Origin of the sequence: Leifsonia sp. fls2-241-R2A-40a, assembly GCF_030209575.1 — a bacterium.
GTDB lineage: Bacteria > Actinomycetota > Actinomycetes > Actinomycetales > Microbacteriaceae > Leifsonia.
On the sequence record NZ_JARVRS010000001.1, the window covers coordinates 1596008 to 1617636 of the forward strand.

20 protein-coding genes are annotated in these 21629 nt (G+C 69.6%); 13 read left to right on the top strand and 7 right to left on the bottom strand.

Going from position 1 to position 21629, the window contains the following annotated elements; genetic code table 11:
* Positions 1-97 precede the first annotated feature (97 nt).
* The 3 genes from QRN40_RS08075 to QRN40_RS08085 form a co-directional block, all read right to left on the bottom strand.
* Positions 98-766, bottom strand: coding sequence for a GAP family protein (locus tag QRN40_RS08075; RefSeq protein WP_285115055.1), 669 nt, complete (start codon positions 764-766; stop codon positions 98-100).
* 97 nt (positions 767-863) lie between these two features.
* Positions 864-1820: a DUF389 domain-containing protein gene (locus QRN40_RS08080; protein ID WP_285115056.1), complete on the bottom strand. Its 957-nt coding sequence runs from the start codon at positions 1818-1820 to the stop codon at positions 864-866.
* Between the two features lie 67 nt (positions 1821-1887).
* Positions 1888-2535: a TetR/AcrR family transcriptional regulator gene (locus QRN40_RS08085; protein WP_285115057.1), complete on the bottom strand. Its 648-nt coding sequence runs from the start codon at positions 2533-2535 to the stop codon at positions 1888-1890.
* A 156-nt stretch (positions 2536-2691) separates the two neighbouring features.
* On the opposite strand from QRN40_RS08085, the gene QRN40_RS08090 reads away from it, so the two are divergent.
* From QRN40_RS08090 to QRN40_RS08125, 8 genes are all read left to right on the top strand, one after another.
* Positions 2692-4371, top strand: coding sequence for an ABC transporter substrate-binding protein (locus QRN40_RS08090; protein ID WP_285115058.1), 1680 nt, complete (start codon positions 2692-2694; stop codon positions 4369-4371).
* Positions 4372-4463: 92 nt separating this feature from the next.
* A complete protein-coding gene (locus QRN40_RS08095; RefSeq protein ID WP_285115059.1) occupies positions 4464-5288 on the top strand; it encodes an ABC transporter ATP-binding protein in 825 nt (274 codons plus the stop codon).
* Positions 5285-6097, top strand: coding sequence for an ABC transporter ATP-binding protein (locus QRN40_RS08100; protein WP_285115061.1), 813 nt, complete (start codon positions 5285-5287; stop codon positions 6095-6097). The genes QRN40_RS08095 and QRN40_RS08100 overlap by 4 nt, the downstream gene beginning before the upstream one ends.
* Before the next feature lie 113 nt (positions 6098-6210).
* Complete coding sequence (locus tag QRN40_RS08105) at positions 6211-7200, top strand: ABC transporter permease (RefSeq protein ID WP_285117461.1); 990 nt, start codon at positions 6211-6213, stop codon at positions 7198-7200.
* Positions 7201-7203: 3 nt separating this feature from the next.
* Positions 7204-8268, top strand: coding sequence for an ABC transporter permease (locus QRN40_RS08110; protein ID WP_502878904.1), 1065 nt, complete (start codon positions 7204-7206; stop codon positions 8266-8268).
* Complete coding sequence (locus QRN40_RS08115; protein ID WP_285115062.1) at positions 8265-10538, top strand: exo-beta-d-1,3/1,6-glucosidase; 2274 nt, start codon at positions 8265-8267, stop codon at positions 10536-10538. The genes QRN40_RS08110 and QRN40_RS08115 overlap by 4 nt, the downstream gene beginning before the upstream one ends.
* Positions 10539-10635: 97 nt before the next feature.
* Positions 10636-11949, top strand: coding sequence for an MFS transporter (locus tag QRN40_RS08120; protein WP_285115063.1), 1314 nt, complete (start codon positions 10636-10638; stop codon positions 11947-11949).
* Between the two features lie 61 nt (positions 11950-12010).
* A complete protein-coding gene (locus QRN40_RS08125; RefSeq protein ID WP_285115064.1) occupies positions 12011-12538 on the top strand; it encodes a DUF1707 SHOCT-like domain-containing protein in 528 nt (175 codons plus the stop codon).
* A 24-nt stretch (positions 12539-12562) separates the two neighbouring features.
* Here the strand turns inward: QRN40_RS08125 and QRN40_RS08130 are convergent, their stop codons facing one another.
* From QRN40_RS08130 to QRN40_RS08140, 3 genes are read right to left on the bottom strand one after another with little or no spacing between them, the layout of a single operon-like run.
* A complete protein-coding gene (locus QRN40_RS08130; protein ID WP_285115065.1) occupies positions 12563-12706 on the bottom strand; it encodes a hypothetical protein in 144 nt (47 codons plus the stop codon).
* A gap of 52 nt (positions 12707-12758) precedes the next feature.
* Positions 12759-13997, bottom strand: a complete 1239-nt coding sequence (gene ligD / locus QRN40_RS08135; RefSeq protein WP_285115066.1) for a non-homologous end-joining DNA ligase — start codon at positions 13995-13997, stop codon at positions 12759-12761.
* Between the two features lie 51 nt (positions 13998-14048).
* Positions 14049-14306 (bottom strand): hypothetical protein, encoded by a 258-nt coding sequence (locus QRN40_RS08140; RefSeq protein WP_285115067.1) that lies wholly within the window; start codon positions 14304-14306, stop codon positions 14049-14051.
* Between the two features lie 228 nt (positions 14307-14534).
* Between QRN40_RS08140 and QRN40_RS08145 the strand changes: the two genes are divergently transcribed.
* Genes QRN40_RS08145 through QRN40_RS08165 form a run of 5 tightly spaced genes read left to right on the top strand, consistent with a single transcriptional unit; the run spans position 14535 to position 21213 of the window.
* A complete protein-coding gene (locus tag QRN40_RS08145; RefSeq protein ID WP_285115068.1) occupies positions 14535-16175 on the top strand; it encodes an ABC transporter substrate-binding protein in 1641 nt (546 codons plus the stop codon).
* The gene (locus tag QRN40_RS08150; protein WP_285115069.1) at positions 16153-17190 is read left to right on the top strand and encodes an ABC transporter permease; all 1038 of its coding nucleotides are present in this window, start codon (positions 16153-16155) and stop codon (positions 17188-17190) included. The genes QRN40_RS08145 and QRN40_RS08150 overlap by 23 nt, the downstream gene beginning before the upstream one ends.
* Positions 17187-18077 carry an ABC transporter permease gene (locus QRN40_RS08155; protein WP_285115070.1) on the top strand — a complete coding sequence of 297 codons (891 nt, stop codon included), beginning with the start codon at positions 17187-17189 and terminating at the stop codon, positions 18075-18077. Before QRN40_RS08150 ends, QRN40_RS08155 begins: the two co-directional genes overlap by 4 nt.
* Positions 18074-19792 carry a dipeptide ABC transporter ATP-binding protein gene (locus QRN40_RS08160; protein WP_285115071.1) on the top strand — a complete coding sequence of 573 codons (1719 nt, stop codon included), beginning with the start codon at positions 18074-18076 and terminating at the stop codon, positions 19790-19792. The genes QRN40_RS08155 and QRN40_RS08160 overlap by 4 nt, the downstream gene beginning before the upstream one ends.
* Complete coding sequence (locus QRN40_RS08165) at positions 19789-21213, top strand: NtaA/DmoA family FMN-dependent monooxygenase (protein WP_285115072.1); 1425 nt, start codon at positions 19789-19791, stop codon at positions 21211-21213. Before QRN40_RS08160 ends, QRN40_RS08165 begins: the two co-directional genes overlap by 4 nt.
* A 36-nt stretch (positions 21214-21249) precedes the next feature.
* On the opposite strand, the gene QRN40_RS08170 is transcribed toward QRN40_RS08165, so the two are convergent.
* Positions 21250-21615: a UBP-type zinc finger domain-containing protein gene (locus tag QRN40_RS08170; protein ID WP_285115074.1), complete on the bottom strand. Its 366-nt coding sequence runs from the start codon at positions 21613-21615 to the stop codon at positions 21250-21252.
* Between the last annotated feature and the right edge of the window lie 14 nt (positions 21616-21629).

A 21629-nucleotide genomic window follows, 5' to 3' on the forward strand; every position in this document is an offset into this window, starting at 1 on the left:
GTCCAAAACGTCACGAGTTGTTTACACACGGCAAGCAGAGTGGAGACGCGAAGTTCTCGCGCTGCTGTGCCGACGTGGTCGAGCGCGGTGGTGACGATCAGGTCAGGTGCGCGATCCCGCTGCCGAGGACGAAGACTCCGACGAGGGCGAGAACCACCACGGTGACGGCAGCGCTGTTGGAGGCGATCCACTCCCGCGCGCGTTCCAGCCTCGGGCGAGTGCGCCGAGGGGAGGCGAGCGCAACGACCACGAGCGCGATGACGCCCGAGGCGGTGATCAGGGTGTAGACGGCGATGACGACCACGGCTTCGCTCACGGACAGGTTCGCGCCCCGGATGGCGAGGCCTGCGGCGACACTGAGCAGTATCGCTTTCGGCCGGAAGCAGAGTGCGAGAGCGAACCCGAGTGAACTCCACGGGCCGAAGGATCGTACGGCACGCAGCCATCGGGGCTCTGCAGTCGATGGCACCGCCGGACGACGTCGCCACTGGACGATCGCAAGGACGATCAGCGCCACGCCGATGAGGATTTCGACGATGCCGACCGCCGCCTCCGGCTGGCGGTTCTCGGTGAGCGGCAGCACCTGCGCCAGCAGCGAGAACAAGGCCGCGGTGAGGAAGATGCCGGCGGTCCACCCGATGACGAAGGGGAGGGAGGATCGCCGCTGGTTGGGCGACAGGAGGATGACGATGGTCGCCGTCAGCGGGACCGAGCTCAGCAGTCCCGCGAAAGCGAGCGGGATCACGTACCCCAGCGCATCTCCCACAGCCCGGCCCCCTTCCGTCGGTCAGTGACGGCGTCCGAGCGGGAGCGCTGCCTCCAGTGATGATCTTCTCGCCTTTACGGCCGTGGCGGCGAGAGGGTCAGGCGGTGCCGTGCTGCTGCCCCGCGCTGGCCTCCGCTGTGCGCCGCCGCTGGTTCACCCGTTGCGCTACCAGGGTCGCCACCCCGCCGAGTGTGATCGCGGCGAGGTTGATGACCAGCTGGATGAGCGCGCCGACGGACTGCTCGGTGGCCCCGTAGGCGAGAGCGACGGCGGCGTTCGCGGCGGCCGGGACCGTCGTCACCGAGATCAGCACCCCGATGAGAGCGCCCGACTTCGCCGTCGACAGGGACAGCAGGCCGGCGACGCCGGCGAGGAAGCCGACCACCCAGCTGAGCACGTTCGGTCTCCAGATGAAATCGGTCAGAGGCCGGGAGTGCAGCAGGTCGGCGGGTGACATCAGGTGGAGCGCGGTGAGCACCAAGGTGAACAGGATGGTGACCACGATGGCGACGGCGAACCCGACGGCGAGGGCGAGGACGGATTGAGCGATCATCCGGCGCCGCCACCGCACGAGCCCCACCGAGAGGGCGGCGAGCGGGCCGAAGTCCGGGCCGACGACCATCGCGCCGACGATGAGGATGGGTTCGTCGAAGACCACACCGATCGCAGCGATCATGGTGGCGACGGACATGAACGTCAAGAACGTGGGGGAGAGGCTGGTCTCCTCATGCGTGCGCTGCTCGATCTCCTGCCACACCACCGCGTCGGCGGCGTGCCCGGGTGCTGCGCGGCTTGCGCGCCTCGCCGCATCCGAGATCTCCACGCCGATGTCGTCGACCGAGATCGAGCCCTCGTGCTGCACCCCGAGCTGCTGAAGCCGGTCGAGAAGGGTGCTCAACCCTTCGCGGGCGACATCGCAGAGCACCAGGTCGCCGGGCGGTCGGGAGGCGGCCTTCGGGATGCGAACGATGTTGGTCGTCGCGACGCTGTCCTCGAGGGTGGTGAGCACCCGGTCGACGAGGTCGGCGGGGGCGATGATTCGCAGATGCTGCACGTGGCCAGTGTCGCCGCAATCCAGCTGCGGGTCCGGTGATCGGGGGCGTGTCGGTGAACGCGGCCGGTCAGGGCAGAGGGTCGTTGAGGTATGACGACAGGCGCGGTCCGCGGCTGAGCGCCCCGTTCACGATCGTCTCGATCGCGAATTCGCTCGCGCCCGCGAGGTCGACGGCGTCCGGGTCGAGCAGCCACTGGAGCTGCAGGCCGTCCATGACGGCGAGGATGGAAGCGGAGGCCTGCGCGATCGTGTCCGGCTCGGTCACGCCCTGCTGCGCGCAGAGCTCGCGGAACGCGTCGGCCACCTCGCCGCGAAGCGTGCGGTACCGCTCCTCGAAGAACTCCTTGGCGGGATGCTCGTCGGTGACCGACTCCGCCGACAGCACGGTGTAGACCTGCACGATCCCGGGGCGCTGGGCGTTGCGCTGCGCGGTCGCCACGAGATGAGCGAAAAGCGCTGGGCCATCGGGGATGCGGCGGCTCGCGAGGTGGGCGACGTCGTCGCGGTCACGGAACTCCAGCATCTCCAGAAGCAGGTTCTGCTTCGACCCGAAGTGGTGGAGGACGCCGGCGTGGGTGATCCCCACCTGCTCGGCCACGTCGTTGAGCGTCCCGTTGACGGACCCCTTCGTTCCGAAGGTCTCGATCGCCGCCCGCAGGATATCCGTGCGCTTCCGCTCCGTTTCCGGGCGCGGGTGGGCGTTGCCGCTGCTCATGGGCCCTTCCGTCGTGCTTTCTGCTGGGGACTGGTTGCGGCCGAGCTTACCAGCCAGTAACCTCGCTCCAACTTGATTACTTTCTGACCAGTAAGCAAGTATCAATCGCAGCACCATCCCGGGCACAACGAACGTGTCCGCCATGAAGGAGAAGCAATGAGGCTTAGGAAGTACTTGATCACGGCGTCCGCAGTCGCGGCGATCGGAGCGCTCGCGCTGACCGGTTGCTCGTCGAACGGCTCCGCCTCAGCGAACGGCGGAAGCACCGGTTCGCTCACCGTGGCGAAGCCGGACGGCGCGGCCATCCTGGCGACGCAGATCAACAACCCGTTCATCACCACCGGTTCCGGCATGTCGCTCGGCTACGACCGCATGATCTACGAGCCCCTCGCGATCGTGAACCCGGTCGGCAAGAACGAGACCACCCCGTGGCTCGCGTCGAAGGTCGAGTGGAACTCCGACTACACGCAGCTCACCGTCACCCCGCGCAAGGGCGTCAAGTGGAGCGACGGCAAGCCTTTCACCGCGGACGACATCGTCTTCACGTACAACCTCATCAAGAACACTCCGGCCCTCGACCTGGGCGGCCTGAAGCTGTCCGACATCAAGAAGGACGGAGACAACGTCGTCCTCAGCTTCAGCGAGTCGAAGTTCGTCAAGCAGGGCGATGTGCTCCAGGTGGCCATGGTCCCCGAGCACCAGTGGAAGAGCATCGCCGACCCGACGAAGGACGCGGTCAAGGACGCGATCGGCACCGGCCCGTACACGATCAAGAGCTTCTCGTCGCAGGGCGTCGTGCTGAACGCGCGCGACGGCTACTGGGGCGGCAAGGCCCCCGTGGCCCAGCTCAAGTACCTCGAGTACAACGACAACACCGGCCTCCTCCGCGCGCTGCAGACCGGCGAGACCGACTGGGCTCAGATCTTCATCACCGACTACCAGAAGAACTACGTCGACAAGGACAAGAAGCACAACGTGTTCTGGGGCGCCAACGTGCTGAGCCCGGACATGATCCTGGTCAACACGACGAAGGCTCCCTTCAACGATGTCGCGTTCCGCAAGGCCGTGAACATGGTCGTCGACCGCAAGGCGCACGCCGAGAAGGCCCGCAGCAACGCGGGACCCGAGCTCACCAACGTGACGGGCATCCCGCAGCCGACCGGCGACCAGTACATCGCCTCCGACTACAAGGACCAGACGTTCACGATCGACGCCGACGGCGCCAAGAAGGTCCTCACCGACGCCGGCTACACCTGGAAGAGCGGCGCCCTGATGGACCCGTCCGGCAAGCCGGTCTCGTTCACCCTGCAGGACCCGCAGGGCTGGAACGACTACGTCACGGGCATCCAGCTCGTCGCCAACCAGATCAAGAGCACCCTCGGCGCCGACGCGAAGGTCGCGACGCCGGACGCCGACACCTGGTTCGCCAACGTCGCCTCGGGCAACTTCGACGCCGCCCTCCACTGGACCGGCTCCGGCTCGAACCCATGGCACATCTATGACGACGTCATGAACGGCAGCTACCTGGAGCAGGCGGCCGACGGCAAGGTCTCGGACAACTTCGGGCGCTACAGCAACCCGGAGGCCACCGCCCTCCTGAAGCAGTACGCGCAGGCGTCCGACGACAGCGCGCGCACCGAGGCGCTGAACAAGCTGCAGAAGATCTTCGTGGACGACGTCCCCGCGATCGCGATCGGGACGCACCCGCAGCTGGCCCAGTACAACACCCGGAAGTTCACCGGCTGGCCGAGCGAGCAGAACCAGTACGCCACCGCCGACCCGACCCAGCCGTCGGCGGTCCAGGTGCTGATGAAGCTCAAGCCCGCGGGCAAGTAGAGCAGCACGCCCCCACTCGTCCGGGGCGGATCGAGGCCACGCGCCCGTCCGCCCCGGACGATCCGCGGACAGCACGAAAGCGACGACGCACCATGACAGACTCCCTGCTCTCCGTACGCGACTTCTCGGTCGTGTACGACGTGGACCCGCCGGTCGCGGCGGTCAAGAACATCACCCTCGACATCAAGCGCGGCGAGATCGTCGGCCTGGCCGGCGAGAGCGGCTGCGGTAAGACCACCCTCGCCTACGGCGTGCAGCGCCTCCTCAAGCCCCCGGCCGTGATCACCAGCGGCAGCGTGGTCTTCCACGACGAGGGCGGCGAGGACATCGACATCAACTCGCTCGACGCGGAGCAGATGCGCCGCTTCCGCTGGGACAAGATCTCCATGGTCTTCCAGGGCGCGATGAACGCGCTCAACCCGGTGGCGACGATCGGCTCGCAGCTCGAGGACGTGTTCGAGGTCCACCGCCCCGGCATGACCCGCGCCGAGCGCAAGGCCGCCGTGATCGAGCTCCTCGAGATCGTGAAGGTCGGCGCACAACGCGTGCGCTCCTTCCCGCACGAGCTCTCCGGCGGGATGCGCCAGCGCGTCATGATCGCCATGGCGCTGGCCCTCCGCCCCCAGCTGATGGTGATGGACGAACCGACGACCGCGCTGGACGTGCTCGTCCAGCGGGAGATCCTCAAGCAGATCTCGCAGCTGCGCCACGACTTCGGGTTCTCCGTCGTCTTCATCACCCACGACCTCCCGCTGCTGCTGGAGATCAGCGACCGGATCGCCATCATGCGCGAGGGCGAGATCGTCGAGCTGGCGCCGGCCCAGCAGCTCTGGTCCGACCCCCAGCACGAGTACACGCAGCGGCTGCTGCAGTCGTTCCCGCGACTCACCGGGGAGAGAGGGGTGGTCGTCCGATGACCACGCTCGAGTTTAGGAACGTCACGAAGATCTACAACGTCCGCGGGTCGGGTCAGTTGAAGGCGCTCGACGACGTCAGCTTCACGCTGGGCCCCCGGCAGACCATCGGGCTGGTCGGCCAGTCGGGCAGCGGGAAGTCGACGATCGCGAAGATCCTGACCCAGCTGGAGACCCCGACCCGCGGCGACGTCCTGCTGGACGGTGCTCCGATCCCGCGGAGCGGCAAGCGGCTCCGGCGGTACCGGCAGCAGCTGCGGATGGTGTTCCAGGACCCGTTCGCCTCCCTCAACCCGTCGCACTCGATCCGCCACCACATCGAGCGCCCGCTAAGGCTCGACCACGTCGTTCCGCGCGGCGAGGTCGACGCGGAGGTGCGGCGACTGCTGCACCGGGTGCAGCTGGATGCGGACGCGGTGATCGACCGTCGGCCGCACGAGCTCTCCGGGGGCCAGCGGCAGCGCGTGGCCATCGCCCGCGCGCTCGCCTCCCGCCCGGCGCTCCTGGTGGCCGACGAGCCGGTGTCGATGCTGGATGTGTCCATCCGGCTCGGCGTGCTCAACCTCCTCGCCGATCTGCAGCGGGAGGAGGGGCTCGGAGTGCTCTACATCACCCACGACCTCGCCACCGCCCGGCACTTCAGCGACGAGATCATCGTGCTCAATCAGGGCCGGATCGTCGAGCACGGCGCAGCCGACGACGTGATCCTGCGCCCGCAGGACCCGTACACGCGCGAGCTCCGTGCGGCGTCCCCCGATCCCGAGAACCATTTCGGAGCGATGACCGCTCAGACTGCAGGAGGTGCGCTGTGAGCGCCGAAGCGACGACGTCGGCCGGCCTCGGCTCCGCCGACCCGAACCGGGCCCCGATCGACCCGACGCTCGTCGGAACGACGGCCACGCGCGCCGAGCGCGGGCGGGCGCGCATCCCGTGGCGGTTCATCGGCGGCCGCACCGCCTTCTACGCGTTCACCCTGTGGGCGGCGATCACGATCAACTTCTTCATCCCCCGGCTGATGAAGGGCGATGCCGTCTCCTCCTATATGGCGCGCAGCCAGGGCCAGCTGACCCCGGAGGCCGAGAAGGCGCTGCGGCTCCTGTTCGGCCTCGACAAGTCGGTGCCGCTCTGGCAGCAGTACGTCGACTACTGGAACATGCTGCTCCACGGCAATCTGGGCGTCTCCCTCTCGACGGGTATGGCGCCGGTGGGCGACGCGATCGCCTCGGCCCTCCCCTGGACGCTCGGGCTCGTCGGCTTCGCCACGGTCGTCTCGTTCCTGATCGGGACGGCGCTGGGCGCGGTCATCGGCTGGAAGCGCGGTGGGCGCCTGGACGTGTTCGTGCCGATCACGACCTTCCTCGGGACGATCCCCTACTTCTGGCTGGGGCTCATCCTCATCGCGATCTTCTCGACCACGCTGGGCTGGTTCCCGGCGGGCCACGCTTACGAGCTGGGCGTCGAACCGGGCTGGAACGGCGAATTCATCGGCCAGGTGGCCTCGCACGCGGCCCTCCCGATGGCCACGATCGTGATCGTCTCGCTCGGCGGCTGGGTGCTCGGGATGCGCAACATGATGCTCACCGTGCTCGACGAGGACTACATCACCGTCGCGCAGGCGAAGGGCATGCCGAATCGGCGGGTGCTGTGGCGCTACGCGGCGCGGAACGCGGTGCTCCCGCAGATCCAGAGCTTCGCGCTGGCGATCGGCTTCATCGTCAGCGGCACGATCGTCATGGAGATGGTCTTCTCCTACCCCGGCATCGGCCTGCTTCTGCTGAACGCGACCAACGCGAAGGACTACGCGCTCATGCAGGGCATCTTCCTCGTCCTGGTCCTGGCGGTGCTGATCGCGAACATCATCGCGGACATCGCCTACGCCATCCTCGACCCGCGCACCCGTCAGACGGAGGCCTGACCCATGAGAACTCCCGCCACCTTCCACATGAAGGCCGTCTCCGCCGAGGCCGCCCTGGAGCCCGCCTCGAAGCGGGCCACCTTCTGGTCGCAGCTCAGGGCTTCGCTCGCCATGTTCAGCAACCGCAAGTCCGCCACTGGTCTGATCATCCTCGGCGTGTTCGTGCTGGTCGCGATCTTCGCCCCGCTGATCGCGCCGTACGACCCGAACGCGCAGAACCTGAACGAGACCCTGCAGCCGCCGTCGTTCAGCCACCTCCTCGGGACGACCCACATCGGCCAGGACGTCTTCAGCCAGCTCGTCTACGGAACGCGCGGCGTGCTCGTCGTCGGCTTCCTCGCGACGATCATGGCCACGATCGTGGCGATCGTCGTCGGCGTGACCGCGGGCTACCTGCGCGGCTGGAAGAGCGAGTCGCTGTCGGCGCTGTCGAACGTGTTCCTCGTCATCCCGGGCCTCCCGCTGATGATCATCGTCGCGTCGCAGTTCGACGACCCGCCGCTCGCGCTGATCGCGGCCGTGCTCGGCCTGACCGGCTGGGCGTGGGGCGCGCGCGTGCTGCGCGCGCAGACGATGTCGCTGCGCAACCGCGACTTCATCCAGGCGGCCCGGGCCAACGGGGAGCCGCTGCACCGTATCATCCTCGTCGAGATGCTGCCGAACCTGATGGCGATCATCGCCTCCAGCTTCGTCGGGACCATGACGGCCGCCGTGCTGGGCCTGACGACGCTCGCCTTCATCGGGGTCATCCCGGTGTCGAACCTGAACTGGGGGACCATCCTGTTCTGGGCGCAGCAGAACAATGCGTTCCCCGACTTCTGGTGGTGGTACGTTCCCGCCGGCCTCTGCATCGCGCTGCTCGGCGTCTCGCTCGCGCTGATCAACTTCGGCATCGACGAGTACGTCAACCCGCGCCTCCGCTCAGCCGGTGAGCGCGCCCGCGCCATGAAGCGCAAGGGCATGAACCTCAACACCGCCGTCACCCAGGTGCGCACGCCGTCGACCCCGACCGGCTCGATCACCACGGCCTCGCCGGCCGACGTCTCACCGGAGAGCAACACCGCATGACCTCGATCCTCACCGACATCGGCACCGAATCCACGAAGGAGGCTCTCCCCTACCAGGACCCGACGCTCACGACGGCCGAACGTGTCCGCGATCTCCTCGGGCGCATGACGCTGGAGGAGAAGGTCGGGCAGATGCTGCAGCTCGACGCGCGCGACGATCTGCACGACCACGTGCTGCGGCGCCACGTCGGCTCGATCCTCCACACGTCGCCGGAGCGCATCGTGGAGGCGAACCGCCTCACCGCCCAGACCCGGCTGCGCATCCCGCTGCTCGTCGGGGAGGACTGCATTCACGGGCACTCGTTCTGGCCGGGCGCCACGATCTACCCGACCCAGCTCGGCATGGCCGCGTCGTGGGATGTGGAGCTCATCGAGCGCGTCGCCCGCGCCAGCGCGGAGGAGGTCGCGGTGACAGGCGTGCACTGGACCTTCTCGCCGGTGCTGTGCATCGCCCGCGACCTCCGCTGGGGCCGGATCAGCGAGACCTTCGGCGAGGACCCGTTCCTCATCGGCGAGCTCGCGAGCGCCATGGTGCGCGGCTACCAGGGCGACGGGCTGGATGACCCGACCGCGATCCTCGCGACGGCCAAGCATTTCGCCGGCTACTCCGAGACGCAGGGCGGCCGGGATGCGAGCGAGGCCGACATCTCGCGGCGGAAGCTCCGCAGCTGGTTTCTGCCTCCGTTCGAGCGCGTCGCCCGCGAAGGGTGCCGCACCTTCATGCTCGGCTACCAGAGCACCGACGGCGTCCCGATCACGGTGAACGACTGGCTGCTCAGCGAGGTGCTCCGCGGGGAGTGGGGCTACACCGGCACCCTCATCACGGACTGGGACAACGTCGGCCGCATGGTCTGGGAGCAGAAGGTGCAGCCGGACTACGCCCATGCAGCGGCCGCGGCGGTCCGGGCCGGGAACGACATGGTCATGACCACGCCGCACTTCTACGAGGGCGCACTGGAGGCTGTCGCACGCGGGATGCTCGCGGAAGACGCCTTCGACGCCGCCGTCGGTCGCATCCTGACCCTCAAGTTCGACCTGGGGCTGTTCGAAGATCCGCGCCTGCCTTCGGCCGAGCTGGATGCGGTGGTCGGCAGCGCCGCGCACGCCGAGGTGAACCTGGAGGTCGCACGCCGTTCGATCGTGCTGCTGGAGAACGACGGAACGCTGCCGCTGACGTCCCCCGGGCTCGAGATCGCGCTGGTCGGTCCCCTCGCGGACGATGCCCAGACGCAGCTCGGCGACTGGGCCGGCGGCTCCGGGCAGGCGGGCTGGCTCGACGGACAGCCGCGCGAGATGATCACCACGGTTCTCGACGGCCTGCGCGCGATCGACGGATGGAACGTCCGCCATGCCCGCGGCGCCGACATCCTCACGCTGGAGGACGACCCGCGGGGCGCGACGTTCCCCGACGGGCAGCCGCGGCCGTCGGTCGTGGTGCCCTCCCCGGTGGATCAGCGCCTGATCGACGAGGCCGTCGCCGCAGCGGAAGCGTCCGACGTTGTCGTCGCGGTGGTCGGCGACCGGATCGAGCTGGTGGGGGAGGGACGCTCCACCGCTACCCTGGAGCTGATCGGCGGTCAGATCGCCCTGCTGGACGCGGTGATCGCCACCGGGAAGCCCGTCGTGGTGGTGCTGCTCGCCTCCAAACCGCTCGTGCTCCCGCCGTCGGTCGCCCGGGCGGCCGCCGTGCTGTGGGTCGCGAACCCCGGCATGCTGGGCGGGCAGGCGATCGCCGAGATCGTCGCCGGCCGCGTGGAGCCGTCGGGCCGGTTGCCCATCTCCTTCGCCCGGCATGTAGGCCAGCAGCCGACGTACTACAACCAGCTCCGCGGGCAGCACGGTGACCGGTACGCCGACCTGACGCAGGCGCCCGCGTGGGCGTTCGGGCAGGGACTGTCGTACACGAACGTCGAGTACTCGGACCTGGCGCTGCAGCGCTCGGCGCTCGGCGTCGACGACGTCATCGAGGCGGAGGTGACGCTGCGGAACACCGGGGAGCGCCCCGTCCGTGAGACGGTGCAGGTCTATGTGAGCGACCTCGTCACCAGCGTGAGCTGGGCCGACCGCGAATTGAAGGCGTTCCGCCAGGTCGACCTGGAACCCGGCGAGACGGCGCGCGTGAGACTGGTCCTCCCGGTCTCGGAGTGCACGATCGTCGACGCGGACGGAGTGCGCCGAGTCGAGCCGGGGGCGTTCGAGCTGCAGGTCGGCCGGTCGTCGCGCACGGTCGATCTGCTGACGGCAGGGTTCGAGGTGATCGGCGGGCCCTAGAGGAGGGCGCCACAGCGAATCGGTCGTTGCCATGCCCTCGTGATCGGGTCCATCATGCGTGGGTGACGAGACGGGATGAGCCGATCGGTCGCGGGTCATGAACCCGGCGGCTCGTCGAGTGCAGCGCGTCTACCTGACCTTGATGCTCGGCAACACGCTTGCGGCGTCGTTGATCTGGGGGATCAACACGCTCTTCCTGCTCGACGCCGGGCTGTCGAACTTCGAGGCGTTCGCCGCGAACGCGTTCTTCACCGCCGGCATGGTGATCTTCGAGATCCCGACGGGCGTCGTCGCCGACACCGTCGGGCGGAAGGCGTCCTATCTGCTCGGCACGATCACCCTGTCGGTGACGACCGGCCTGTACTGGTTGCTGTGGCTTTGGCACGCGCCGTTCGTCTGGTGGGCGATCGTGTCGGCACTGCTCGGCCTGGGCTTCACGTTCTTCTCCGGCGCGGTGGACGCCTGGCTCGTCGACGCGCTGGCGTTCGCCAAGTACGCCGGAAGTCTCGAGACCGTGTTCGGCCGCGGCCTGGTCGTCACGGGGATCTCGATGTTTGTCGGGTCGGTTCTCGGCGGCATCATCGCCCAGGCGACCAATCTCGGGGTGCCGTTCCTGCTGAGAGCCGCGGTGCTGCTCGTCATGCTGGTGTTCGCCGCGATCGTGATGAAGGACCTGGGCTTCACGCCCGACCACTCGATGGGCCCGGTCGCGGCGACCAGGAACGTGCTCAAGCAGTCGATCGATCACGGGCTGCGCAAGCGGTCGGTGCGGTGGATGATCCTGTCGGCGCCGTTCGCCTCCGGCGTCGGCATCTACGCCTTCTATGCACTGCAGCCGTATCTGCTCGAGCTGTACGGAGACACGACCGCCTACTCGATCGCCGGACTCGCAGCCGCCATCCTGTCGTTGGCGCAGGTCGCGGGCGGCGTGCTCGCCCCGCGCATCCGGGGACTGTTCGCGAAGCGCACGACGACGGTGATCGGGGCATCGCTGGTGAGCATCCTCGTCCTCGTGGCGCTGGGGGTGATCAGCCTGTTCTGGTTCGCGGTCGTCTTGCTCATGATCTGGGGTTTCGTGTTCGCGGTGGCCGGTCCGGTTCGTCAGTCCTACCTGAACGACATGATCCCGTCGAAGCAGCGTGCGACCGTGCTCTCCTTCGACTCGCTGTTCGGCAGCCTGGGCGGGGTCTTCATCCAGCCCGCGCTCGGGCGCGCGGCCGACCTCTGGGGCTACGGCACGTCGCTGGTCATCGGAGGAGCGGTTCAGCTGATCGGCATCCCGTTCCTGTTCGCCAGCCGGCACGAGAAGGACCCGGCCGACACCAATACGGCGCACACGGATGCGGCACCGATCGAGCCGGGGGCCGCAGCGGCGGGGGACCCGGGTGCGGCCGGCCCGCGGCCGACGTGAGGGGTGTCGGCGGCCGACATAACGCATGCATTGCGACGGCAGCGCTGCCATACTGACGTCCATGACCGACATCACGGACCCCTCGGGTGCCTCGCTGCGCCTCAGCAACGACGAGCGGGAGCGCGCGGTCGCCGCACTCCAGTCGCACGCCGGGCAGGGGCGGCTCACCGACCAGGAGGTGCAGACCCGGACGTCGGCGGCGCGGGCGGCCGTGACCCGCGGCGACCTCGCGCCGCTGTTCGCGGACCTTCCGGGCGGCCTCCACCTCGATGCGCCGCACGCGGCGTCCGCTCCGGGACAGCCGGCGGCCTCGCAGCCGATTCAGCAGGGGCAGCCCGCGCAGGAGCAGCCGCAGTATGCGCAGTACCCCCAGGCCTACCCGCAGGGAGCGTATGCGCAGCAGCCGTCGGGTCGCGAGCCGTCCAGCCGCTGGGGACTCCTCGCGGTCTCGATCATCCCGTTCGTGTCGCTCATCCTGTTCTTCATCACCGGATTCGCGTGGGGCTACCAGTACAGCTGGCTGTGGTTCCTGCTGATCCCACTCGTGGGCGCGATCACCTACGGCACGGACGGCGCCCGCCGCAGATAGAGGGCGCCCACCGGGGTCCGACGATCAGTCGGACTCCTCCTCCGACTCCAGGTCCTCGTCCGCGTCCACGGACGTGTCGTCGGTCTCGGTCGCCTCGATCGCCGCTTCCGCCTGCGCCCGTGCCTCCGCCTCGGCGGCGGCCTCGCGCATCCGTTCGTGTCTGCTCATGGCTCTAGTCTGGCTCGCGAGGCCGCGTCACGGCTACTGAAACCGGCCTGCGTCACGCGCTGCCGGGCCACTGGCGCCCCGCCCACGGGTCGTAGTCGGCGAGCAGTGGCTCCTGCTCGGGCCGGTCGGCCTCGGGGACGTGCTGCAGGTTGAGGCGCACGCGATACCAGAGCGAGCTCGAGCCGCGCATCCCGTCGATCAACTCGTCGGCGGGATGCAGGTGCTCGACGGCCTCGGGATGTGCGGCCTTCCACTGCTCCAGCGCCTCCACCGCTTCCGGCTTCGTCTTGGTGCGGGCGACCTCGATGAGCGGCATCTGCGAGACGCGGCGCCCCGCGCCGTCACCGGCGCGCGGCGGCTTCTCGGCCGGCCCCAGCTTCTTCGCCAGGGCGAGCAGCGCGGTGAGCGAACCGGCGGCGTCGTCGATGCCCTCGTGCGGGTCGCCGATCTCGGCGAACCGGGTCAGCACGGTCGGCACGGTGAACTCCTCGGGCCGGCGGGAGCGCACTTCGTCCCAGTCGAGCGGGGTGGAGACGCGGGCGTCGGGCAGGGCGCGGATCGAGTAGGCGGAGGCGACCGTGCGGTCTTTCGCGTTCTGGTTGAAGTCGACGAAGACGCTCTCGCCGCGCTCCTCCTTCCACCAGCGCGCGGTGGCGAGCCCCGGTGCGCGGTTCTCGACCTCGCGGGCCAGCGTCTCGGCGGCCAGCCGGACGTCGGCGAAGGTCCACTGCGGCGCGATGCGGATCAGGATGTGCAGCCCGCGCGACCCGCTCGTCTTGGGCCAGCCGACGAGGCCGTGGTCGTCGAGCACTTCACGGGCGACGAAGGCGACGTCGACGATCTGCGACCAGTCGACGCCCGGCATCGGGTCCAGGTCGACGCGGAGCTCGTCGGGATGGTCGAGGTCCTCGGCCCGGACGGCGTGCGGGTTGAGGTCGAGACAGCCGAGGTTGGACACCCAGGCGAGCCCGGCGGCATCCCGGACCACCGCCTCCTCCGCCGACGTCCCGCTCGCATAGCGGAGAGTCGCGGTATCGATATACGGAGGGTGCCCCTCGGGCACGCGCTTCTGGAAGAAGGGCTCCTGCGACAGTCCCTTCACGAAGCGCTTCAAGACCATCGGCCGCCCGCCGGCGCCGCGCAGCGCCCCCTCCGCCACCGCGACGTAGTACCGCGCAAGGTCGAGCTTCGTCAGCCCGGGCTCCGGGAACACCACCTTCTCCGGGCTGGAGATCCGCACCTCCTGCCCCTCCACCTCGAGGAACGTCTCGGACTTCGACGACGGACTCATGCCCGCCACGCTAACCGCGCTCGGCGGCGGGGGCCAGGCCTCGACGGCGACTCACACCTGCGGCGCACCGGAGCGGCGGGAGTTGATCAGCGACAGCGCGGCCGCCAGGCAGTCGGTGTGTGCGGACTCGGTGAAGCCGGGGCGCAGCATGATCACGTCGAAGCCCGCGTCCTCGCGCTCGACGTAGGCGAGCAGTCCGCCCGGGTCGGTGGGCCCGACGCTCGTGTCGCAGATGCGCCACGACGAGTCCGTCAGCGGGATGATCTCGAGGGAGGGGTCGACCGGGATTCCTTCGAAGCTCGCCAGCATTGCCGTGCCTCCTGATTCGCACTGTTGACCCAAGACAACCACCCGCGCCGGGGGACAGTCAGGCCTTGACAGGCGGGGTACGCTCCCGGCGTCCCTAGTGCGATTCGGCAGTGCGGGGAAGCCGCGATGACGGCGTATGACGGCGGCGAAACAGAAGGTCACGCAGCCTCGACGGGGCTTGCGGGCTCGGACATCCTGATGCCCGTCCCCGAAGCCCAAGGAGTCCTCATGCGTTCCCGTACCTCACGTTCACTCGGCACCGCCGCCGTGGTCCTGACCGGAGTGCTCGCGCTGTCGGCCTGCGCCGGCGGCTCCGATGCCGCGAGCGGCGGCGGCCAGAAGGTCGAGGGCGGCACCATCGTGTACGCCCACCAGCAGGAGCCGGCGTGCGTGTTCGGCGGCTGGATCGAGCAGGCCTACCTCTCGTACCAGGTGCTCGACAACCTGACCTCGCTGGACGAGAACCACAAGGTCGTCCCCTGGCTCGCGACGTCATGGAAGCAGTCCGCCGACGGCCTCACCTGGACCTTCGACCTCAAGAAGGGCGTGAAGTTCACCGACGGCACGCCCCTGACCGCCGAGGCGGTCGCCTACAACTTCGACTACTGGCTGAAGGGCGGCAACAGCACCGCGCTCGTCTGGCTCGACGGCTACTACAAGGGCGCGAAGGCGATCGACGACACCACGCTGCAGATCGACCTGTCGCGGCCCTACCCGCGGCTGGCCGACAACCTCTCGCAGGGCTACTTCGGCATCCAGTCGCAGCACGCCCTGCAGACGCGCACCAAGGAGCAGAACTGCGAGGCGCCGATCGGCTCCGGTGCGTTCACCGTCGACAAGTGGAACCGCGGCCAGGACATCATCCTGAAGAAGAACCCGGCCTACACGTCGCCGCCGGCGAACGCCAAGCACACCGGCCCCGCCCACGTGGACGAGATCGACTGGAAGTTCGTCGCCGACCCGACCACGCGGGTCGCCGCGCTGCAGGGCGGCCAGGTGGATGCGATCTACGATGTCCCCGCAGTGCAGTGGAACACGCTCAAGGCGGGCGGCTACCAGCTCGAGAAGTACGTCACCCCTGGTCGTCCGCAGCAGATCTCGTTCAACACCCAGCAGGGTCCGTTCACGAATGAGAAGGTGCGCCAGGCGTTCGCCTACAGCCTGGATCGCAAGCAGATCGTCGACACCATCGGCCGCGGCGTCATCCCCTACGAGGGCAACGGCGGCGTCAGCCAGGCGACCCCCGGCTACAGCGAGAAGGCGGCCGGGCTCTACAGCCAGAACCTGAAGAGGGCGGACGCGCTGCTCGACGCCGCGGGGTGGACGCGCAGCGGCAGCACGGGCGTCCGCGAGAAGGATGGCGCCACGCTGACCGTCTCGCTGCCGTACGGCGCGGGCTCCATCATCAACGCGGACGGCGCGGCGATCCTGCAGGGCGTCAAGGAGCAGGCCGACAAGGTCGGCTTCGACGTCAAGCTCGTCCCGGTGCCCCAGAGCGAGTTCTTCTCCGGCAAGTACGCCGGGCCGGACACGCACGATCTGGCGGCGGGATACTGGACGGCCGTCACCGCGGGCATCCTCTACATCAACTGGCGTCCGTCGACCCCCGATCACCCGAACTACTCGAACGCGGCGTTCTACAACGACCCGACGCTCGAGAAGTTCATCCTCGACGGCAACTCCGCCTCGACGGTCGACGCCCAGAATGCGGCCTACACGCAGGCCCAGGACTACATCGCCGAGCACGCGCTGTCGATCGGCGTGTACGACCGGCTGAGCACGCTGGCCGTCTCGACCAAGCTCCACGACGTCTGGCAGGAGCACGCGCAGGGAGGACCGACGTTCTATGACGCGTACTTCACCAAGTGAGCTGACCGCCGCACCCGGTGGTCCGGCGGCCGCGGGGCCGATCGCGCAGAACGCGATCCGGCCCCGGCGGGTCCGCGCTGTCGGCTTCACCCTTCTCCGCAAGGTCGGCGCAGCACTCGTCGTGCTGTGGGGTGCGGCGACCGTCGCGTTCTTCGCCCAGCTCGCGCTGCCGGGCGACCGCGCGACGACCATCCTGAACATCCGGGCGGGTCAGGCGCAGGCGCGCACGCCGGAGGAGCTGGCCCAGATCAATCAGCAGTACGGGCTCACCAAGCCGGTGATCCTGCAGTACGTCGACTACCTCCGCGGGCTGATCTCCGGAGACTTCGGGACGTCGTACCAGCAGTACCGGCCGGTCACCGCGATCATCGGCGAGCAGCTGGGCAGCACGCTGACGCTCTCGCTTGTCGCGATCGCGTTCGCCTGGCTGATCATGGTCGTCTGGGTCACCCTGACGGCCGGACGCGGCCCGCGCGTGAGCGGCGTCGGTTCGACGGTGGATGTGGTCACCGCCGGGCTCCCCGCCTACTGGCTCGGCATCATCCTGCTGCTCGTCTTCGGCCTCGGGCTGCACTGGTTCCCGATCATCAGCGGCACCTCGCCCGCCGGGATCGTGCTGCCCGCGCTGACGCTCGCCATCCCTCTCGCGGGCTTCATGGCGCAGAGCGTGCGGACCGAGTTCGAGCGCTCGCTCGACCAGCCGTTCGTCCTCTCGGCGCGGATGCGCGGGATGGGCGAGTGGGGAATCCGGCTCCGTCACGTGCTGCGGCACGCGGTCATTCCGGCCGTGACGCTGTCGGGGTGGGCGCTCGGCGCGACCCTCTCGGGTGCGGTGATCGTCGAGTCGATCTTCTCGCGCCCCGGGATCGGGTCGGTGCTCGTCAGCGCGGTGAACTCGCAGGACCTCCCGGTCGTCACCGGGATCGTCACGCTCGTCGCGGTCGTCTACGTGGCCGCGAACCTCATCGTGGACGTCGTCTACACCGTCATCGACCCCCGCCTGGAGCTGACATGACCGCGCTCGGAACCCCTCCCTCGGCGCCGGCCGCGCCGGCCTCCGCGCCCGCCCGCCTGGGGCTGGGCACCCGTCTGGCCCGAGCGCCGTGGGGTCTCTACCTCGCCATCGCCTTCGCCGTGCTGCTGCTCATCGCCGTCGTGGCCCCGCAGGCGCTCACCACACACCTGCCGACCGCCATCGACTACCAGGCGGCGCTGCAGCCGCCGAGCCTCGCGCATCCCTTCGGCACCGACGAGTCGGGCCGCGACCTGTACACGCGCGTCGTCTGGGGAGCCCGCGACTCGCTCACGATCGGACTCGGCGCGGCGGCCGTCAGTGTCGGCCTCGCGCTGATCCTCGGAACTCTGGCGGCGCTCGGCGTGAAGCCGGTCGCCGTGGTGATCGACCGCTTCGTCGAGATCATGTTCGCCTTCCCCGCCCTGCTCCTCGCACTGCTGCTGATCGCCATCGCCGGGCCGAGCGCGGCGACGCAGGTCTTCGCGGTCGGGATCGGGACGGCGCCCGGGTACGCCCGGATGATCCGCGGGCAGATCCTGGGTGCGCGCGACTCCGGGTACGTCGAGGCGGCGACCGCCCTCGGACACTCGCGCTGGCGCATCGTGCGGGCGCACATCCTGCCGAACGCGCTGCGTCCGCTGGTCGCGGTGTTCGCGCTGTCGATCGGGCAGTCCATCGTCTGGGCCTCGAGCCTGTCGTTCCTCGGGCTCGGCGTCGCCCCGCCCGCATCCGAATGGGGCGCCCTGCTGGATGCGGGGCGCCAGTACCTGACGACGGCGTGGTGGCTCGTCGTCATCCCGGGCCTGGTGATCGTGTCGGTGGCGCTCGCCGCGACCACCATCGGCCGGCACATCCAGGCCCGCCTGGAGAAGGGAGAACGGTCATGAGCATCATCGAACGCCGCACCTCGACGAGCGAGGACGTCGTGGAGGAGCTGGACTGGCCGGCGACCCGGCTGCGCGTGCGCAACCTGCGCACGGCCTTCCGGGTGGAGGGCGCGCTGCGGCCGGTCGTACGCGGCGTGAGCTTCGACCTGCGGCCGGGGGAGTGCGTCGCGATCGTCGGCGAGTCCGGTTCGGGCAAGTCGGTCACCGCGCGCTCGCTGGTCGGGCTGGCCGGACGCTCGGCGAGTGTCGAAGCCGACGAGCTGACCATCCACCACGAGGACGTGCGCGCGTTCACGGCGGGGCAGTGGCAGCGCATCCGCGGACGGGACATCGGCTTCGTGCTGCAGGATGCACTGGTGTCGCTCGACCCGCTGCGCCCGGTCGGCCGCGAGATCGACGAGGCGTTGCGGCTGCACGGCTGGGGGAGCCGGAAGGCGCGGCGCGAGCGGGTGCTCGACCTGCTGACGCGCGTGGGCGTGCCGTTCCCGGCCGTCCGGGCGAAGCAGCGGCCGGATCAGCTCTCCGGCGGCCTCCGCCAGCGCGCGCTGATCGCCTCCGCCATCGCCCTCGACCCGGACATCGTGATCGCCGACGAGCCGACCACGGCCCTGGATGTGACGGTCCAGGCGCAGGTGCTCGACCAGCTGGAAGGCATGAAGGAGCGCGGTGCCTCCGTCATCCTGATCAGCCACGACCTCTCGGTGGTGGCCCGCCTCGCGGACCAGATCCTGGTGATGCGCGGCGGCGAGGTGCTGGAGCAGGGGCCGGCCGCACAGGTGCTCGGCGACCCGCGGCACGAGTACACGCGCGCCCTGATCGCCGCGGTGCCGAGCGAGGCGACGCGCGGTCACGCACTCACGCCGGGTGCTGCGCCGGTGGCGGCCAAGCCGGCGCCCGGTGCCGTCGTTCTGGAGGCGACCGACCTGGTGAAGCGGTTCCAGACCTCGGACGGCACCGTTACCACCGCCGTGGACCGGGTCTCGTTCGCGCTGCACGCGGGCGAGACGCTCGGCATCGTCGGCGAATCGGGGTCGGGCAAGAGCACGACCGCGCGCCTCGCCCTCGGGCTGGAATCGCTCGACGGCGGCGCGGTGCGGCTGCTCGGCGAGCCGTGGGCGCCACTGGCGGAGAGCCGCCGCCGCGGGCTGCGCAGCCGGATCGCCGTGGTCTACCAGGACCCGCTGAGCTCGTTCGATCCGCGCTGGAACGTGGAACGCATCCTGCTCGACGCCCTCCGCGGGGAGTCAGTCGCCACGGCGGCCGACCGGCGCGCACGCGTTCTGCAACTGCTGGCCCAGGTCGGGCTGCCGGAGAACGTGCTGCCGCGGTTCCCGCTGAAGCTGTCCGGCGGCCAGCGCCAGCGCGTCGCGATCGCCCGCGCGCTCGCTCCGCGCCCCGACGTCATCGTGCTCGACGAGGCCGTGTCGGCGCTCGACGTCACCATCCAGGCGCAGATCCTCGACCTCCTCGCCGCCCTTCAGCGGGAGTCGGGCGTCGCCTACCTGTTCATCTCGCACGACCTCGGCGTCATCAGCCACCTCAGCGACCGCGTGATCGTGATGAAGGATGGGGTGGTGATGGAGGAGGGCACGCCGGAGGATGTGTTCGAGCGCCCCGCGCATCCCTACACACGTGCCCTGATCGCCGCCATCCCCGAGTTCGACCCGCAGGGCGCTCGGACCGTCACCACCCCCGAAAGCGAGACCGCCGCATGACCGAACCGAAGCAGCTCTTCGTCAACCTCTTCGAGATGGCGTGCGTCAGCCACATCACCCACGGCCTGTGGACGCTGCCGGGCAACAACCGTGAGCGGTTCGCCGACCTCGACTACTGGCTCGAGCTGGCGCAGCTGCTCGAGCACGGCGGCTTCGACGGCATCTTCCTGGCCGACGTCATCGGCGCGTACGACGTCTTCCGCGGCGGACCCGAGACGGCCCTGCGCGAGGGTCTGCAGAGCCCGAACCTGGACCCGCTGCTGCTCGTCCCGGCGATGGCCGCGGTCACCGAGCGTCTCGGATTCGGCGTGACCTTCTCGACGACGTACGAGCCGCCGTTCGCGTTCGCGCGCCGTATGTCCACCCTCGACCACCTCACCAAGGGGCGCATCGGCTGGAACATCGTCACCTCGTACCTTCCGAACGCGGCCCGAAACTTCGGCCTCGACGGCGAGGTGCCGCACGACGAGCGCTACCGCTACGCCGACGAGTACCTCGACGTGCTGTACAAGCTGTGGGAGGGGTCCTGGGACGACGACGCGGTGATCGCCGACCGCGAGGCGGGTGTCTACACCGACCCGTCGAAGGTGCGCTACATCGACCACGTCGGCGAGCGGTTCCGCGTCGCCGGGCCGCACATCGTGCACCCCTCGGTGCAGCGGACGCCCACGCTGTTCCAGGCGACCGGGTCGCCCGCGGGCATCGAGTTCGCCGGGCGCCACGCCGAGGTCGTCTTCACCGGCGGCCGCACCAGCGACGAGTTCCGGAGCAACGCCGACGGGATGCGTGACGCCGCGGTGCGGCACGGCCGCGAGCGCGACGACATCCGCTTCATCGCGATGGCCGGGGTGATCGTCGGGCGCACGCAGGAGGAGGCGGAGGACAAATGGCGGCTCTACCGGGAGCGCGCGAGCCTCGACGGCATCCTCGCGCACAGCAGCCTCCCGATCGACCTGACCGCGTTCCCGCGCGACATCACCGTGCGGGAGGCGCTCGCCCGCGCCGACTTCCCCGCGTCGAAGGTGCCGTACCTGCCGCTCGACACGACGGTCGGCCAGGCGCTCGACTTCATCAAGGTCGGCCGGGACGAGCGGTTCCTCGTCGTCGGGGACCCGAAGACGGTCGCCGACGAGATCGAGCGCTGGCTCGATGAGGACGGTCTCGACGGCATCAACCTGCGGCAGTACCACTCGTTCGACACGGCCCGCGACTTCGCGGAGCTGGTGGTGCCGGAGCTGCGCCGCCGCGGCCGGCTGCCGGAGGAGGGCGCCCGGTTCGGGACGCTGCGCGAGCGGCTGTTCGGCGAGGGCCGCAACCGCCTGCCCGAGCGGCACATCGCGACCCGCTATCGCGGCGGGGCGAACCTGGACAACCCGGTGGATCCGCTGCAGCTGCACTTCGAGCACGCGGCGTCGTTCTAGCGACGCCGCGCGCGGCTCCGGCGCGGACCGGCGCGGCTAGCGGCGCGCGGCCAGCTGCTGCCGCCAGTCGCCGGGGACGCGCTCGGCGGGACCGGGGACCGTCTGCTCAGTCGGGTGGCTCTCGGGCGGCGCCAGCCTCGGGCCCTCCAGGAACGTCTGGGTGCGGTAGTCCCAGAACCAGTCCTCGTCCGGCTCGAAGCTCTGGATGATCGGATGCCCGGTGCTCGCCGCATGCTTGGTCGCGTGCGTGTTCAGCGAGTCGTCGCAGCATCCGACGTGCCCGCATTCGGTGCACCGGCGCAGGTGGACCCACCAGCTGCCGGTCTCGCCGCACTCGACGCATCCCGTGCCGGAGGGCGGCACGCTCGTGTCGATTCCCAGGTTCTGCTCTGCGTCGCTCATTCTCCGTGCCTTCC